The following is a 13,902-nucleotide window of genomic DNA, read 5'->3' as shown; positions in this document are numbered from 1 at the left end:
GCCGCCTGTGGCTGGTCGCGCAGTTCCCCGCGCCCCTGAGGCACCCCACCGACCGCACACGAACCACCGGCCCTTCAAGGGGCGCGGGGAACTGCGCGAGCAACCCCCACGGACCGCCACACGAAGTACCGGCCCGTTAGGGGGCGCGGGGAACTGCGCGAGCAACCCCCCACCGGCCCGCACACGAACTCCCGGCCGTTAAGGGGCGCGGGGAACTGCGCGACCAGCCACCCACCAACCCGCACACGAACCCCCGGCCCGCACACCCCCCCAGAAAGGCCCCCCATGGACTTCACCCCCTCCCCCGCCGACGAATCCTTCCGGCACCGCGCCCGCGCCTGGCTCGACGCTCACCCGGCCCGTGGCACCCCCCGTCAGTGGGAGCGCGAGCTCGGGGCCGGGGGGTGGATCGGGCTCGGCTGGGGGGACACGCCGTACGGGAACCGCCGGGCGACCCTCGGCCAGCAGGTCGTCTGGGCCGAGGAGTACGCCCGGCACCCCGGCGCCCCGCCCCGGCTCGGGCACATCGGGGAGAACCTCCTCGCCCCCACCCTCCTCGCCCACGGCACCCCGGCCCAGCGGGACCGCTTCCTGCCCACGGTCGCCCGGGGCGAGGAGATCTGGTGCCAGGGCTACAGCGAACCCGGCGCCGGATCCGACCTCGCGGCCGTGCGCACCACCGCCGTCCGCGACCCCGGCGACCCGACCGGCGCGTACCGCGTCACCGGGCAGAAGATCTGGACCTCGCACGCCCACGAGGCCGACTGGTGCTTCGTGCTGGCCCGTACCGAACCCGGCTCGCACCGCCACCACGGCCTCTCCTTCCTCCTCCTCCCCATGGACCAGCCGGACGGCCGCGTCGAGGTCCGGCCGATCCGGCAGCTGACGGGGACCAGTGAGTTCAACGAGGTGTTCTTCGACGGCGCCCGCGCCCACCCCGGCCACCTCGTCGGCGGCGAGGGCAACGGCTGGCGCGTCGCCATGGACCTGCTCGCCGCCGAGCGCGGAGTGTCCACCCTCGCCCAGCAGATCGGCTTCGAGGAGGAGTTGGCGGAGGTCGTACGGCAGTGGGCCCGGACGCCCTCGGCGGCCCGTGATCCGCTCCTGCGGGACCGGCTCGTCCGTCAGTGGGCCGAGCTGCGCACCATGCGCTGGAACGCCCTGCGCACCCTCGGCGGCTCGGACCCCGCCGCCCCCAGCGTCGCCAAGCTCCTGTGGGGCGGCTGGCACCAGCGCCTCGGCGAACTCGCCATGGCCGTACGGGGCGCGGCCGGCACCGCCGGGCCCGAGGAGTGGAGCGAGCAGCGGCCGTACCGACTCGACGCGCTCCAGCGCATGTTCCTCTTCTCCCGCGCCGACACCGTCTACGGCGGCTCGGACGAGATCCAGCGCACCATCATCGCCGAGCGCGTGCTCGGCCTGCCGAGGGAGGCCCGGGGCCAGTGAGAGGTGTTCTGTTCGACGGTACGCACGCGCGGGTGGTCGACGACCTGGAGGTACGCGACCCGGGGCCCGGCGAGGTGCGGGTGGCGATCGCCGCCGCGGGCCTGTGCCACTCCGACCTCTCCGTCATCGACGGGACCATCCCCTTCCCCGTGCCCGTGGTGCTCGGCCACGAGGGCGCGGGTGTGGTCGAGGCCGTCGGGGCCGGGGTCACCCATGTCGCCCCCGGTGATCACGTGGCGCTCTCCACCCTCGCCAACTGCGGGGCGTGCGCCGACTGCGACCGGGGGCGGCCCACCATGTGCCGCGAGGCGATCGGACGGCCCGGACGGCCGTTCTCGCGCGGCGGCGCGCCCGTCCACCAGTTCGCCGCCAACTCCGCCTTCGCCGAACGTACGGTGGTCAAGGCCGTCCAGGCGGTGCGGATCCCCGCCGGGCTGCCGCTCACCTCCGCCGCCCTCATCGGGTGCGCGGTCCTGACCGGGGTCGGCGCCGTACTGAACCGCGCCCGCGTCGGCCAGGGCGAGAGCGTCGTCGTCATCGGGGCCGGCGGCATCGGCCTCAACGTCCTCCAGGGCGCCCGCATCGCGGGCGCGCGCACGGTCGTCGCCGTCGACAGCAACCCGGCCAAGGAGGCTGCCGCCCGGCAGTTCGGCGCCACCCACTTCCTGACCTCGGTGGACGGCGTACGGGAGATCCTGGCGACCGGCGCCGACCATGTCTTCGAGTGCGTCGGCCACGTCGGGCTCGTCCGGCAGGCCGTCGACCTCCTCGACCGGCACGGCCAGGCGGTCCTGCTGGGGATGCCCGCGCCGACCGCGGAGGCGACGTTCGCGCCCGCCGCGATGTTCCTGGACAAGTCCATCCTCGGCTGCCGGTACGGCAGTTCGCGGCCTCAGCACGACATCCCCCGCTACGCGGAGCTGTACCGCACCGGCGCCCTCCTCCTCGACGAGCTGGTGACCGCGACGTATCCGGTGGAGGACTTCGCCAAGGCGGTGGAGGACACGCGTCATGGGAGGGTGGCGCGCGGGGTGCTGACGTTCTGACGGGCGCCGGGCGAGCGGGAGCCGAGGGGCCGTGCGGGCCTCGCGGGAGGCGGCCGGCGGCCCGGTAAACCGGTTGAGGCCGCCGGGTGCCCCCGGGCTATCTTCACCCCCATGAGCTATCGCGACCTGGCCACGCGCCCCGTCCTGACCTGGGCACTTGTCGCGGTCGGGGCGCGCGCTCCGGTCGCCATGGCGCCGCTGGCGGTCGTCTTCATGGTCCGCGACCGGCCCGGCGGCTACACCCTCGGCGCCGTGCTCGCCGCCGTCTACGTCCTCGGTGAGATCGTCGGCGCCCCCCTCCTCGGCACACGGCTGCGCCCCGAGCGGGCCCGCCCGCACCTGGCGCTCGGACTCGCGGGCGGCGCGCTGGGGTTCGCCGCGCTCGGCCTCGCGCACGAGGCGCATCCGGTGGTGCTCTGCGCCGCCGCGTTCCTCGCCGGGGCGGCGCCCGCCGCCACCTCCGGGGGACTGCGCGCCATGCTCGCCGGGATGGTGCCGGAACGCGCTGTCGCCCAGGCGGTCAGCGCCGAATCGATGCTGATCTTCGGCATCTGGTCGGTGACCCCCGCCGTCACTACCTGGCTGGCGCTGGGCGTACGCCCCTATCTGCCGCCGCTGCTCGCTGCGGCGCTGATGGCCGCCGCCGTCGCCGGACTGTGGGCGCTGCCCGAGGGGTGGCGGGCCGACACCGCCGACCGGGGCGGCGAGCCGATGCGCCGGGTGCTGTGGCGGGCCTGGCCGGTGTATGTGACGGGCGCGGCCGGCCTCTCCCTGCTGGCGCTCGCCGAACTCGTCCTGCCCGCCCTGCTGGAGCAGCGCGGCATCCCGCTCGGCTGGGCGGGCCCGCTGCTGGCCGGGTTCTCCGCCGGTTCGGCGGCGGGCGCCTTCGTGTACGGGCTGCGCACCTGGCCCGGCGCCCTGCGGGTGCAGAGCCTGGTGCTGCTGCTCGCCGTCTCGGGGTGCGTGGCGCTCGCCGCGCTGGTGCCGGGCGCGGCCTGGCTCGGTGTGCTCCTGCTGCTCGCGGGTGTCCTCCAGGCCGGGGCGATGCTCACCCGCAACCTGCTGCTGCGCGAGGTGCTCCCGCCGAGCGCGCTGGCCGCCGGGTACTCGGTGATGTACGCGGCCGTCGGCGCCGGGTACGCGGCCACCGGCACCCTCTCCGGTGTCCTGCTGCGCTGGGTGGCCCCGTCCACGGCGATCCTGGCCGGGGTGGGCCTCACCCTCCTGCTGACGGTGGCCGGGGTCCTGCGGGACCCGGCCGGGGGGCGGGCGTCCGGCTCAGCCCCGCAGGGCGTCGCCGCCGGCGGCGCGGAAGGTGCGCCGGTAGACGGTCGGCGGGACGCCGAGCGCAGCCTGTAGGTGCTGGCGCAGCGAGGTCGCCGTGCCGAACCCGGCGGCCCGCGCTATCCGGTCGACGGACAGGTCGCTCGACTCCAGCAGGTGCCGGGCCCGCTCGACGCGCTGCTGGGTGAGCCACTGGCCGGGGCTCATCCCCGTCTCCTCACGGAACCGGCGCGTGAACGTCCGTACCGACATCGCCTCCTGCTCGGCCATGTCGCGCAGCTGGATCGGCTCGTCCAGGCGGCCCAGTGCCCAGGCGCGGGCGCTCGTGGTCGTCGCCACCCGGGGCTGGGGCAGCGGCCGTTCGATGTACTGGGCCTGGCCGCCCTCCCGGTGCGGGGGCACCACGGTCCGCCGGGCCACGTCGTTGGCGACCGCCGCCCCGTGGTCGCGCCGCACCAGGTGCAGGCACAGGTCGATCCCGGCGGCGACACCGGCCGAGGTCAGCACGTCCCCGTCGTCGATGAACAGCACGTCCGGGTCGACGGCGACGGACGGGAAGAGCCGCTGGAAGTGCTCGGCGTGCCGCCAGTGGGTGGTGGCGGGCCGCCCGTCGAGGTACCCGGCGGCGGCCAGGACGTAGGCGCCGGTGCAGATGGAGACCATGCGCGTACCGGGCCGTACGTGGGCGAAGGCGCGCGTGAGCTCGTCGGTGAGCACGCCCTCCTCGTAGACCGGCCCCAGTTCGTGCGAGGCGGGCACGACCACGGTGTCCGCGTGGGCCAGCGCCTCGGGCCCGTTCTCCACCAGCACGGCGAAGTCGGCGTCGGTCCGCACGGGGCCGGGCGCGCGCACCGAGCAGGTGGTGACGGAGTACAGCGGCTCGCGCTCCCCACCCGCGCTCCGCGCCAGCCCGAAGATCCGCTGCGGGATGCCGAGTTCGAAGGGAAGGATGCCGTCGAGGGCGAGGACGACGACGCGGTGGGGAGCGGCCGGGGTCATGGGGCCGAGTCTACGCGGCGCATGGCCCGATCCCTGCGAACCATGGCTACCCAGCCACTCGTACGGGCCGGACCGCCGGGCCAGGCTGTCGGCATGTCCCAGACAACCGATGCCGCCGTCCCGGGCGCTCAGGCCGCCCCCGCCCCGCGGCCCGGGCCCGCCCGCCGTATCCACCGCGCCTGGTTCGTCGCCGCCGTCACCTTCGTGACGATCATCGGCGCGGCGGCCTTCCGGTCGCTGCCGGGGCTGCTCATCGATCCGCTGCACCAGGAGTTCGGCTGGTCGCGCGGCACGATCGGGGCGGCGGTCTCGGTCAACCTCGCGCTGTACGGGCTCACCGCGCCCTTCGCCGCCGCGCTGATGGACCGGTTCGGCATCCGCCGGGTGGTGGCCGCGGCGCTGACCGTGATCGCGGCCGGGGCCGGGCTCACCGTCTTCATGGACGCGGCCTGGCAGCTGATGCTCTGCTGGGGTCTGCTCGTGGGGCTGGGCAGCGGGTCAATGGCGCTGGCGTTCGCCGCGACCGTCACCAACCGCTGGTTCACTGCCCGGCGCGGCCTGGTCACCGGCATCCTCACCGCCGCGTCCGCCTCCGGACAGCTGATCTTCCTGCCGGTCCTGTCGTGGCTGGTGGAGCACCACGGGTGGCGTCCGGCCGCCGTCACAGTCGCGCTCGCCGCGCTCGCGGTGGTGCCGTTCGTGTGGCTGCTGCTGCGCGACCACCCGGCGGACTCGGGGCTCGCGCCGTACGGCTCGGACACGTACGTGGCGAAGCCCGCCCCCGTGCCGGGCGCCGCGGTGCGCACGGTGAAGGTGCTGCTCTCCGCCGTGCGCACCGGACCGTTCTGGCTGCTCGCCGGCACCTTCGCGATCTGCGGTGCCTCCACCAACGGCCTCATCCAGACGCACTTCGTGCCCGCCGCGCACGACCACGGCATGCCGTCGACGGCCGCCGCCGGACTGCTCGCCGTCATCGGTGTCTTCGACGTGGCCGGCACGATCTTCTCGGGCTGGCTCACCGACCGCTTCGAGTCCCGCCGGCTGCTCGCCACGTACTACGCGCTGCGCGGCGTCTCGCTGCTCTTCCTGCCGATGCTGCTCGCGCCCTCCATCCACCCGCCGATGCTGTTCTTCATCGTCTTCTACGGTCTGGACTGGGTCGCCACCGTCCCGCCCACCCTCGCGCTGTGCCGCGAGCACTACGGCGAGGACAGCGCCATCGTCTTCGGCTGGGTGCTCGCCTCGCACCAGGTGGGCGCGGCCGTCGTCGCCTTCCTGGGCGGCCTCGCGCGCGACGCCTTCGGCTCGTACGACATGGTCTGGTACGGCTCGGGCGCGCTGTGCGCGGTGGCCGCGCTGATGGCCCTGGTGATCCGCCGCCCGGGACCCGGCGCCCGTACCGCGCCCGTGGCGGAACCCGCGGTCGCCTGATCCCCTCTGACTGGTGGAGGGGGGCCGATGAAGCCGAGGAACAGACCGGGCGCGGTGGCGGTGGCGGGGCTGCTCTGCGCCGTACTGGCGGGGTGCGGGACGGAGAGGGCGGGCGGTGCGGGGGCCGAGGGGCGGCCCGCTCCGCCGCCGTCCGCCGCCGCCGGGAAGCAGCCGTGCCCGCCGGACGAGACGACCGAGGACGCGTCGGGCGGGGTCGACGAGACGACGGACGAGACCTCCGGCAGCGCCGGGCCCCCCACGGACGAGGACACCGGCGCCCCGGAACCGCCCACCGACGAGACCACCGACGACGACGCCGGTGACCCCGGGCCGCCCACCGAGGGCACCGCCCCGCCCTGTCTGCCCGCCGGGTGGTTCGACATGACCCAGGAGTTCACCGACTACTACGCCCAGCACCTCACCAAGGCGGACGACGGCCGGTGGCCCTCGGTGGTGGCCGCCCGGCTCAGGCAGGAGGGCGACTCGGTCAGGGCGCTGGTCACCGTCAACTTCGTCCCGGCCGTCGAGGACGACTACGACGGCCGCCGGATCGCGGACGTCTTCGCCGCCTGGCGGCACGCGGCGTACGGGGACAGGGGGAAGCTGCGGATCGAGACCCGCAGCGGCGGCCGGGTCGTCGAGCGGTCCTGGTGAGGACAGAGGCTGCCCTCAGGGCGTGAAGCGCCCGAACCTGCCCCGGTGGAACAGCAGCGGCTCGCCGTCCGCCGTCCCGCCGAGCGCCTCCACGCGGCCCACCACGATCAGGTGGTCGCCGCCGGTGTGCACGTTCTGGATGCGGCAGTCCACCCAGGCCGGTACGCCGGCCAGGCGCGGGGAGCCCGTCACGGGGGCCGCGTCGAAGTCGACGCCCGCGAACTTGTCGGCGCCGCTCACCGCGAACGCCCGGCACAGCGGCCCCTGCGCCGCGCCCAGGATGTTCACGCAGAAGGTGCCCGCGCGGGCGATGCGCGGCCAGGTCGTGGACGTACGGCCCACCATGAAGACGACCAGCGGCGGGTCCAGCGAGAGCGAGGCGAAGGACTGGCAGGCGAAGCCCACCGGGCCGTCCCCGTCGCGGGCCGTGACGACCGTGATCCCGGTGGCGAAGTGGCCCAGCACGCCCCGGAACTCGGCGGGGTCCACGGGCAGCCGCTCGTCGTCGCGTACCGCGCGTAAGTCCGGCCGGGGCAGCGCCTCGACGGGCTCGGCGGGGGCCGTGGCCGCCGCGCCGACGGACCGCAGGTATCGGACGACGGTCGCCGCCATCCCTTCGTGTCCCATCACGCCCTCATTGAACCTGACGGCCCGTCAGATGGGAACCCTCACAGCCCCCGGTACTTGGGCGTCCGGCGCTCCACGAAGCTCGCCACGCCCTCCTGGGCGTCCCGGGTGGTCATATTGATCTCCTGGGCCGCCGCCTCGGCGGCGAAGGCCGTCGTACGGTCGCCGTCCAGGGAGGCGTTGACCAGCTGTTTGGCCAGCGCCAGCGAGCGGGTCGGGCCGCCGGCGAGCCGCTGGGCCCACTGCCGGGCCAGCGCCGGCAGCTCGTCGTCCGGCACCACCCGGTTGACCAGCCCCAGCCGCTCGGCGTCCACCGCCGCCACCGCGTCCCCGAAGAACATCAGCTCCTTGGCGCGCTGCGGCCCCACCAGCCGGGGCAGCAGATACGCGCCCCCGCCGTCCGGGACCAGCCCGCGCCGGACGAACACCTCGATGAAGCGGGCCGACTCCGCCGCCAGCACCAGGTCGCAGGCGAACGCCAGATGCGCGCCGATCCCGGCCGCCGTACCGTTGACGGCGGCGATCACCGGCTTCTCGCAGTCGAGCACCGCCGCCACCAGCCGCTGGGCGCCGAGACGGATGGTGCGCGCCACGTCCCCGGCGACCCGCTCGCCGGACACCACCGCCCCCCGCAGATCGGCGCCCGCGCAGAAGCCCGTGCCGGTGGCGGTGAGCACGACGGCCCGGACGGCCGGGTCGGCGCTCGCCCCGCCGAGCAGCGCAATGATCCGCTCCCGCTGCTCCCAGGTCACGGCGTTCATGGCCTCGGGCCGGTCGAGCGTGATCCAGGAGACACCGCCGTCGGTGGTGTGGCGGACGGTCTCGGTGAGCGGACGGCCGCCCTCGGCGCTCATGAGCACACCACCAGCGCGTCCAGCGCCACCGCCCCCTGCCCGCGTGGCAGGACCATCAGCGGGTTGATGTCCAGCTCGGCGAGTTCGCCGCCGAGTTCCAGGGCCATCCGCTGCACCCGCAGCACCACTTCCACCAGCGCGTCCACGTCGACCGGGGGCCCGCCGCGTACGCCGTCGAGGAGCGCCCGGCCGCGCAGCTCGCCGAGCATCGCGCGGGCCTGCTCCTCGCCGAAGGGGGGTACGCGTACGGCCGCGTCGCCCAGCACCTCCACCAGGACGCCGCCCAGGCCCACGGTCACGGTCGGCCCGAAGAGCGCGTCGTGGGTGACGCCGACGACCATCTCGACCCCCCGGGCGACCATCTGGCACACCAGCACGCCGTCCAGCTCCACCCCCTCGTACCGGGCGATGTCGGTGAGCTCGCGGTAGGTGTCGCGCACCTGACTGGCCGAGGTCAGCCCGACCTTGACCAGGCCGAGTTCGGTCTTGTGGGCGAGGCGGGTGCCGGAGGCCTTCATGACGACCGGGTAGCCGACCTGGCCCGCCGCCCGCACGGCCGCCGCCGCGCTGGTCACCAGCTGCTCGCGCGGCACCCGGATGCCGTACGCCCGCAGCAGCTGCTTGGCGGCGTGCTCGCTCAGCTGGTGGCCGGGCCGCATCAGGGCCTGGGCCTTGCGGAAGGAGGGGGAGGGGACGCGCGGCGCCTCGTCGAAGGGGGAGCGGTAGGAGGAGGTGAACCGGTGGTGGGAGAGGTAGGCGCGGACGGCGCCCACGCAGTTGCCGAACGTACGGAAGGTGGCGACCCGCGAGGAGCCGAGCAGGGTCTCGCGGTAGGCGGCCTCGGTGCCCACCGGGGAGCCCCACACCACGCACACCAGCTTGTCGGTGTGCTCCGCCGCCTCCACCAGGTCCCGGGCGAGCCGGTCGCTCATCGGCGGGAACGGACCGGTGATGGGGCAGATCAGCACGCCGACGGACGGATCGTCCAGGATCGCGTCGATGATCTTCCGGCCGCGCCAGTCGCCCACCGGGTGGCCGCCGTTGTCGACCGGGTTGGCCACGTTCAGATACGGCGGTATCCAGGTGTGCAGCTCGGCCTGCTTGGCCTCGGAGAGGGTGGGGAGGGTGAGCCCGGCGGCCGTCGCCAGATCCGCGAAGTGGGCGCCGGTGCCGCCCGAGATCGAGTAGACGACGACCCCGTCGGCCACCGGCGGACGGGCCCGCGCCAGCAGGGCCGAGGTGTCCTGGAGCTCGTCGAGCCCGTCGACGCGGATCACCCCGTACTGCCGCATCGCCGCGTCCACCACCTGGTCCGCGCCGGTCAGCTTGCCGGTGTGGGAGGCGGCGGTACGCGCCCCGGTCTCGGTGCGGCCGACCTTGACCGCCACCACCGGCACCCGCGCCCGCGCCGCCCGGTCGGCGGCGAGCAGGAAGGAGCGGCCGTCCTTGAGCCCCTCCAGATAGCAGGCGATCGCCCCGACCTCGGGGCGCTCGGCGAAGTACGCGATGAAGTCGGCGCTCTCCAGATCGGCTTCGTTGCCGGTGGGCGCCCAGTGGGAGAGGCGCACCCCGAGCTCCTGCATCGCGAACAGGGGGCGGCCCTGATGGCCGGACTGGGTGATCAGGGCGATCGCGGGCCCGGAGAGGTCGTCGCGGAAGCGCTCGAAGGCGTTGAGGTTGGTGTTGGGGCCGAGCAGGCGCACACCGGAGTGCTCCACGGCGGCGCGCAGGCGCTCCTGGGCGGCGGCGCCGTCGTCACCGGTCTCGGCGAAGCCGGACGCGAAGGCGACGGCGAACCTCACCTTGGCCTCGGCCAGTTCGTCGATCAGCGGGAGCGGGTCGGCCACCAGCAGCACCGCCAGATCCACCTGCTCCGGCAGCTCGGTGACGGACGCGGCGCAGGGCAGGCCGAAGACGGCGTCGCGGGTGGGGTGCACGGGGTGGACACGGGCGCCCACCCGCTCGGCCCAGGCGATGAGCTGGCGGGTGATCCCCGTGTTGGGGCGGCCCTCGGTGTCGGAGGCGCCGACGACGGCCAGCGACTCGGGCCGGAAGAACCGGTCGAGGTCGGGCACGGGCGCGTACAGGGGCCGCCCGCTGACGTCCAGATCGCCCTCGGCGGCGGCGGTGCCGTGGACGGTGCCGGGCCGGGGCTGCTCGCCGCAGGCGACCACCCGTGCGCGGAGGTCGGTCGTGAGGGTGCCGTGAGTCGATCCAAGCATCGTTCCGCCCGCTCCTGGTCGATGGCCAACATGGCACGTGCGTATCCGTCGTGACGCAACTGGCTGGTAACTGACGCACAGTCAGATTACAGACCTGACGACCAGTCAGGAACCGTCGTGCGGGCACATGCTCACCGAAGGCTCCGGGACGTGCGGGAGCTGCGGGCGAGTACGTTTTCCGTACCCGTCCGCAGGGCGCCTACCCGTCACCATTGCGCCAACTACGGCGTGCGCGGGTGGCGCCGCGGGGGCGCGGGCCGGGTGCCGCCGGCCGCCGCGTCAGGAGCGCGCGACCGCCCTGGCGATCTTCCGGGCGTCGATGCCCAGCTCGCGGAGCATGCCGCTGATGGGGTTGGTGAACCCGGTGAAGTAGAGGCCGGGGGCCCCCGGCGCCGACCGGCCGCCGTGGACGGCCGGTCTGCCCCGCCCGTCCAGGACGCCGAGGTGGCCGACCAGACCCTCCAGGGCCCGCCGGTAGCCGGTGGCCGCGACGACGGCCTCGGGCGAGATGCGGCTGCCGTCGGCCAGCACGACCTTCGCCCCCTCGAACGACTCGACCGCCGCCACCGGCTCGACCCGCCCCGCCTGAACGGCCGCGATCAGCCCCACGTCCTGTACGGGGATGGCGCCTTCGCGTACCCGCGCGTAGAGCCCCTTCTCCGGCCGGGGCAGCCCCTTGTCCGCCAGGTCGGGCACGCTGAGCCGGGCCAGCGCCCCGGCCGCCCGGTCGACCAGCGGGACCGGCAGCCGCCGCACCAGGATGCCGGAGGCCTGGGCGGGCCAGCCCGCGGTGGAGCGGCGCAGGATGTGGGGCGCCGTGCGCACGGCGAGCCGCACCCGCCCGGCGCCGCCCTCGGCCAGGTCGACGGCGATCTCCGCGCCGGTGTTCCCGGCGCCCACCACGAGCACGTCCCGGCCGGCGTACGGCGCGGGGTCCGTGTACCGCCCGGCGTGCAGCAGGGTGCCGGTGTACGTGTCGGCGCCGGGCCACTGGGGCACGTACGGGGTGTGGTTGTACCCGGTCGCCACCACGACCGCCCGCCCGGTCAGCCGCCGCCCGCCGGTGGCGTGCAGCAGCCAGCCGCCGTCCTCGGCGCGCTCGACCCGGGACACCTCGACACCGGTGACGATCTCCAGCTCGTGGACCTCGGCGTACTTCTCCAGATACCGCACGACGTCGGCGCGGGCGACCCAGCGCCCGAACGACCGGGGCATCTTGAGCCCCGGCAGCGCGGACAGGCGCCGGGTGGTGTGCAGCCGCAGACGGTCGTAGTGGTGGCGCCAGGAGTCCCCCACGGCGTCGGCCTTCTCCAGTACGACGGCCCGTACGCCCCGGCCGCGCAGCGCGGCGGCGACGGCGAGGCCGCCGGGGCCCGCGCCGATGACGTAGACGGGTTGAGTGGGGTCGTTGGTGGCCATGGGAACCGAGCGTATCGACGCGGCTGTTTGATGGGTCTCGGTCAAGACCTGAATCGGTTACGAATCGATTGCGCTCCGGAGTGCGCGGGGGCGGGAGTCCTTGCGCGGGACGCCGCCGTCCGCTGAACTGACGTACCGTCAGATGGTGGACGGCGTGTTCGGGGAAGGGGCTGCGGATGGACTCGATCGGGCTCAGCGGTGCCGAGTGGATGGCCGTCCTGCGGATCGGCCTCGGCCTGTGGTGGCTGGAGAGCTGGCGCCACAAGGACAAGAAGGGCTGGTTCGAGCGCGGTACGGGTATCGCGTGGGCGGCGGACGTGGCGGCGAAGCACCGCTGGGAGGCGGTCCGCAGCGGCTTCACGGCCGTGGTGGCGCCCCGGCCCCGGACGATGGCGTACGTGGTGGTCTACGCCGAACTGGCCCTGGGGCTCGGCCTGGTGGCGGGCCTGCTCACCCCCGCGGCGCTGGTCGGGGGCCTGCTGCTCAACCTCCTCTACCTGGTCCTGATGATCCACGACTGGGCCGAGCAGGGACAGAACGCGATGATGGCGCTGATCTCGCTGGTGGCGCTGTTCGCGATGGCGTGGCAGACGTGGTCCCTGGACGACGCGCTGGGGTGGTTCCGGTGACGCCGCTGCCGCCCGACGGGTCGACGCCGGAGACCGACGCGTTCACGCGCGCGTACTGGGACGCGGCGGCGGCGGGCCATCTGCTGATCCGCCGCTGCGGGGGGTGCGGGCGGGCGCACCACTACCCGCGCGAGTTCTGCCCGTACTGCTGGAGCGAGGACGTGACCTGGGAACGGGCGAGCGGCCGGGCCACGCTGTACACGTGGTCGGTGGTCCACCGCAACGACCTGCCGCCCTTCGGGGACCGGGTGCCGTACACGGCGGCGGTGGTGACGCTGGAGGAGGGCCCACGGATGATGACGGAGGTGGTGGGCGCGGGGGGCGCGGCGCTGCGGGTGGGGATGGGTCTGCGGGTGGGGTTTAGGGAGGGGGGCGGGGTGGCGGTGCCGGTGTTCCGCCCGGAGGGGTGAGGTGCGCCGGGTGCGGGACGAGGTGTGCGGGCTGACTTTGTCTGCGGCCCGGTGGTGGGTTGCTCGCGCAGTTCCCCGCGCCTCTGAAGGGCAACGCCCCGAGCCAGACGCCAAGGCTGCGCCGGACCCCCCGAGGGGCGCGGGGAACTGCGCGACCCGCCCCCACCGGCCCGCAGGTGATGACCGCCCCCCACCTCGGGCCTACGGCCAAAGAAGCTCCCGCCCCCAACCCGCCGCCCCCGCCGCCCCGCGCCCGTACCGCAACCGCACATGCCGCCTCGACGCGTCCCCCTGGAAGAACTCGACCTCCACGGGGTCGAGGACGTACAGCGTCCAGCTCGGTACCACCGTGTCCGGTGCGGCCTCGGCGTGGGCCCAGGCCCGTTCCGAGGCGAGCGCCAGTTCGTCCAGGGACGGCAGCACCTCGCTCTGGCGCCCCACCAGCGCCGCGGCCAGCGCCCCCGTGGACCGGGCGTGCAGATCGGCCCGGCTCGCCTCGGCCCCGGCCGGGGTCACCGTGCCCCGTACCCGGACCTGCCGCCCCACCGCGGGCCAGTAGAACCCGAGCGCCGCCGACGGGCAGCCGGCCAGCTGCCGTCCCTTCGCGCTGCCGGAGTGCGACCCGAACCACCACCCCGCCGCGTCCGCCCCGTGCAGCATCACGGTCCGTACGTCCGGCCGCCCCTCCCCGTCCACGGTCGCGAGCGACATCGTGTGCGGCTCGGCCTGCCCGGCGCGGCCGGCGTGCATCAGCCACTCCTGGAAGAGCGCCACGGGCTCCTCGGGCGCGTCCCCCGGAGCGAAGCTCGGCAGCTCGGTGTCCCAGACGCGCAGGGTGTGCAGGTACTCCTGGAATTCCATACCCGGATTGTCACCCGGCG

The 13,902-nt window shown here is 74.8% G+C and carries 13 protein-coding genes; 7 read left to right on the top strand and 6 right to left on the bottom strand.

All coding sequences use genetic code 11. The features are described from left to right. Positions 1-285 precede the first annotated feature (285 nt). The 3 genes from ACZ5ID_RS04275 to ACZ5ID_RS04265 all read left to right on the top strand — a co-directional run bounded on the left by ACZ5ID_RS04275 (position 286) and on the right by ACZ5ID_RS04265 (position 3,851). A complete protein-coding gene (locus ACZ5ID_RS04275) occupies positions 286-1,446 on the top strand; it encodes an acyl-CoA dehydrogenase family protein (RefSeq protein WP_468893268.1) in 1,161 nt (386 codons plus the stop codon). Next, positions 1,443-2,492 (top strand): Zn-dependent alcohol dehydrogenase, encoded by a 1,050-nt coding sequence (locus ACZ5ID_RS04270; RefSeq protein ID WP_468893266.1) that lies wholly within the window; start codon positions 1,443-1,445, stop codon positions 2,490-2,492. Before ACZ5ID_RS04275 ends, ACZ5ID_RS04270 begins: the two co-directional genes overlap by 4 nt. 111 nt (positions 2,493-2,603) lie before the next feature. After that, entirely contained in the window at positions 2,604-3,851 is a 1,248-nt protein-coding gene (locus ACZ5ID_RS04265) for an MFS transporter (RefSeq protein ID WP_468893264.1), read from the top strand. Here ACZ5ID_RS04265 and ACZ5ID_RS04260 read toward each other — a convergent pair. Then, positions 3,771-4,775, bottom strand: coding sequence for a GlxA family transcriptional regulator (locus ACZ5ID_RS04260; protein WP_468893262.1), 1,005 nt, complete (start codon positions 4,773-4,775; stop codon positions 3,771-3,773). The two genes, ACZ5ID_RS04265 and ACZ5ID_RS04260, sit on opposite strands and share 81 nt — an antisense overlap. A 93-nt stretch (positions 4,776-4,868) precedes the next feature. Between ACZ5ID_RS04260 and ACZ5ID_RS04255 the strand changes: the two genes are divergently transcribed. Together ACZ5ID_RS04255 and ACZ5ID_RS04250 are read left to right on the top strand one after the other, a co-directional pair. Beyond that, positions 4,869-6,206: an MFS transporter gene (locus ACZ5ID_RS04255; RefSeq protein ID WP_468893260.1), complete on the top strand. Its 1,338-nt coding sequence runs from the start codon at positions 4,869-4,871 to the stop codon at positions 6,204-6,206. A gap of 27 nt (positions 6,207-6,233) precedes the next feature. Next, on the top strand, positions 6,234-6,860 hold the full coding sequence (locus ACZ5ID_RS04250; RefSeq protein WP_468893258.1) for a hypothetical protein: 627 nt from the start codon (positions 6,234-6,236) through the stop codon (positions 6,858-6,860). A 15-nt stretch (positions 6,861-6,875) separates the two neighbouring features. Here ACZ5ID_RS04250 and ACZ5ID_RS04245 read toward each other — a convergent pair whose 3' ends face one another. From ACZ5ID_RS04245 to ACZ5ID_RS04230, 4 genes are all read right to left on the bottom strand, one after another. Further along, complete coding sequence (locus tag ACZ5ID_RS04245) at positions 6,876-7,472, bottom strand: flavin reductase family protein (protein ID WP_468894171.1); 597 nt, start codon at positions 7,470-7,472, stop codon at positions 6,876-6,878. A 56-nt stretch (positions 7,473-7,528) separates the two neighbouring features. Then, a complete protein-coding gene (locus ACZ5ID_RS04240) occupies positions 7,529-8,341 on the bottom strand; it encodes an enoyl-CoA hydratase/isomerase family protein (protein WP_468893255.1) in 813 nt (270 codons plus the stop codon). Beyond that, entirely contained in the window at positions 8,338-10,563 is a 2,226-nt protein-coding gene (locus ACZ5ID_RS04235; RefSeq protein WP_468893253.1) for an acetate--CoA ligase family protein, read from the bottom strand. Before ACZ5ID_RS04235 ends, ACZ5ID_RS04240 begins: the two co-directional genes overlap by 4 nt. A gap of 279 nt (positions 10,564-10,842) precedes the next feature. Beyond that, on the bottom strand, positions 10,843-11,982 hold the full coding sequence (locus ACZ5ID_RS04230) for a flavin-containing monooxygenase (protein WP_468893251.1): 1,140 nt from the start codon (positions 11,980-11,982) through the stop codon (positions 10,843-10,845). Positions 11,983-12,158: 176 nt separating this feature from the next. Here ACZ5ID_RS04230 and ACZ5ID_RS04225 point away from each other — a divergent pair, with 176 nt between their 5' ends. Both ACZ5ID_RS04225 and ACZ5ID_RS04220 read left to right on the top strand, forming a co-directional pair. Next, positions 12,159-12,611 carry a DoxX family protein gene (locus ACZ5ID_RS04225; RefSeq protein ID WP_468893250.1) on the top strand — a complete coding sequence of 151 codons (453 nt, stop codon included), beginning with the start codon at positions 12,159-12,161 and terminating at the stop codon, positions 12,609-12,611. Beyond that, a complete protein-coding gene (locus ACZ5ID_RS04220; protein ID WP_468893248.1) occupies positions 12,608-13,021 on the top strand; it encodes a Zn-ribbon domain-containing OB-fold protein in 414 nt (137 codons plus the stop codon). Before ACZ5ID_RS04225 ends, ACZ5ID_RS04220 begins: the two co-directional genes overlap by 4 nt. Positions 13,022-13,222: 201 nt before the next feature. Here the strand turns inward: ACZ5ID_RS04220 and ACZ5ID_RS04215 are convergent, their stop codons facing one another. After that, positions 13,223-13,882 carry a pyridoxine/pyridoxamine 5'-phosphate oxidase gene (locus ACZ5ID_RS04215; protein WP_468893246.1) on the bottom strand — a complete coding sequence of 220 codons (660 nt, stop codon included), beginning with the start codon at positions 13,880-13,882 and terminating at the stop codon, positions 13,223-13,225. Positions 13,883-13,902: the final 20 nt, after the last annotated feature.

The organism is Streptomyces sp. NPDC031670 (assembly GCF_055580545.1).
Note: the sequence above shows the minus strand (reverse complement) of the source record. Positions and strands in the feature narration are given on the sequence as shown.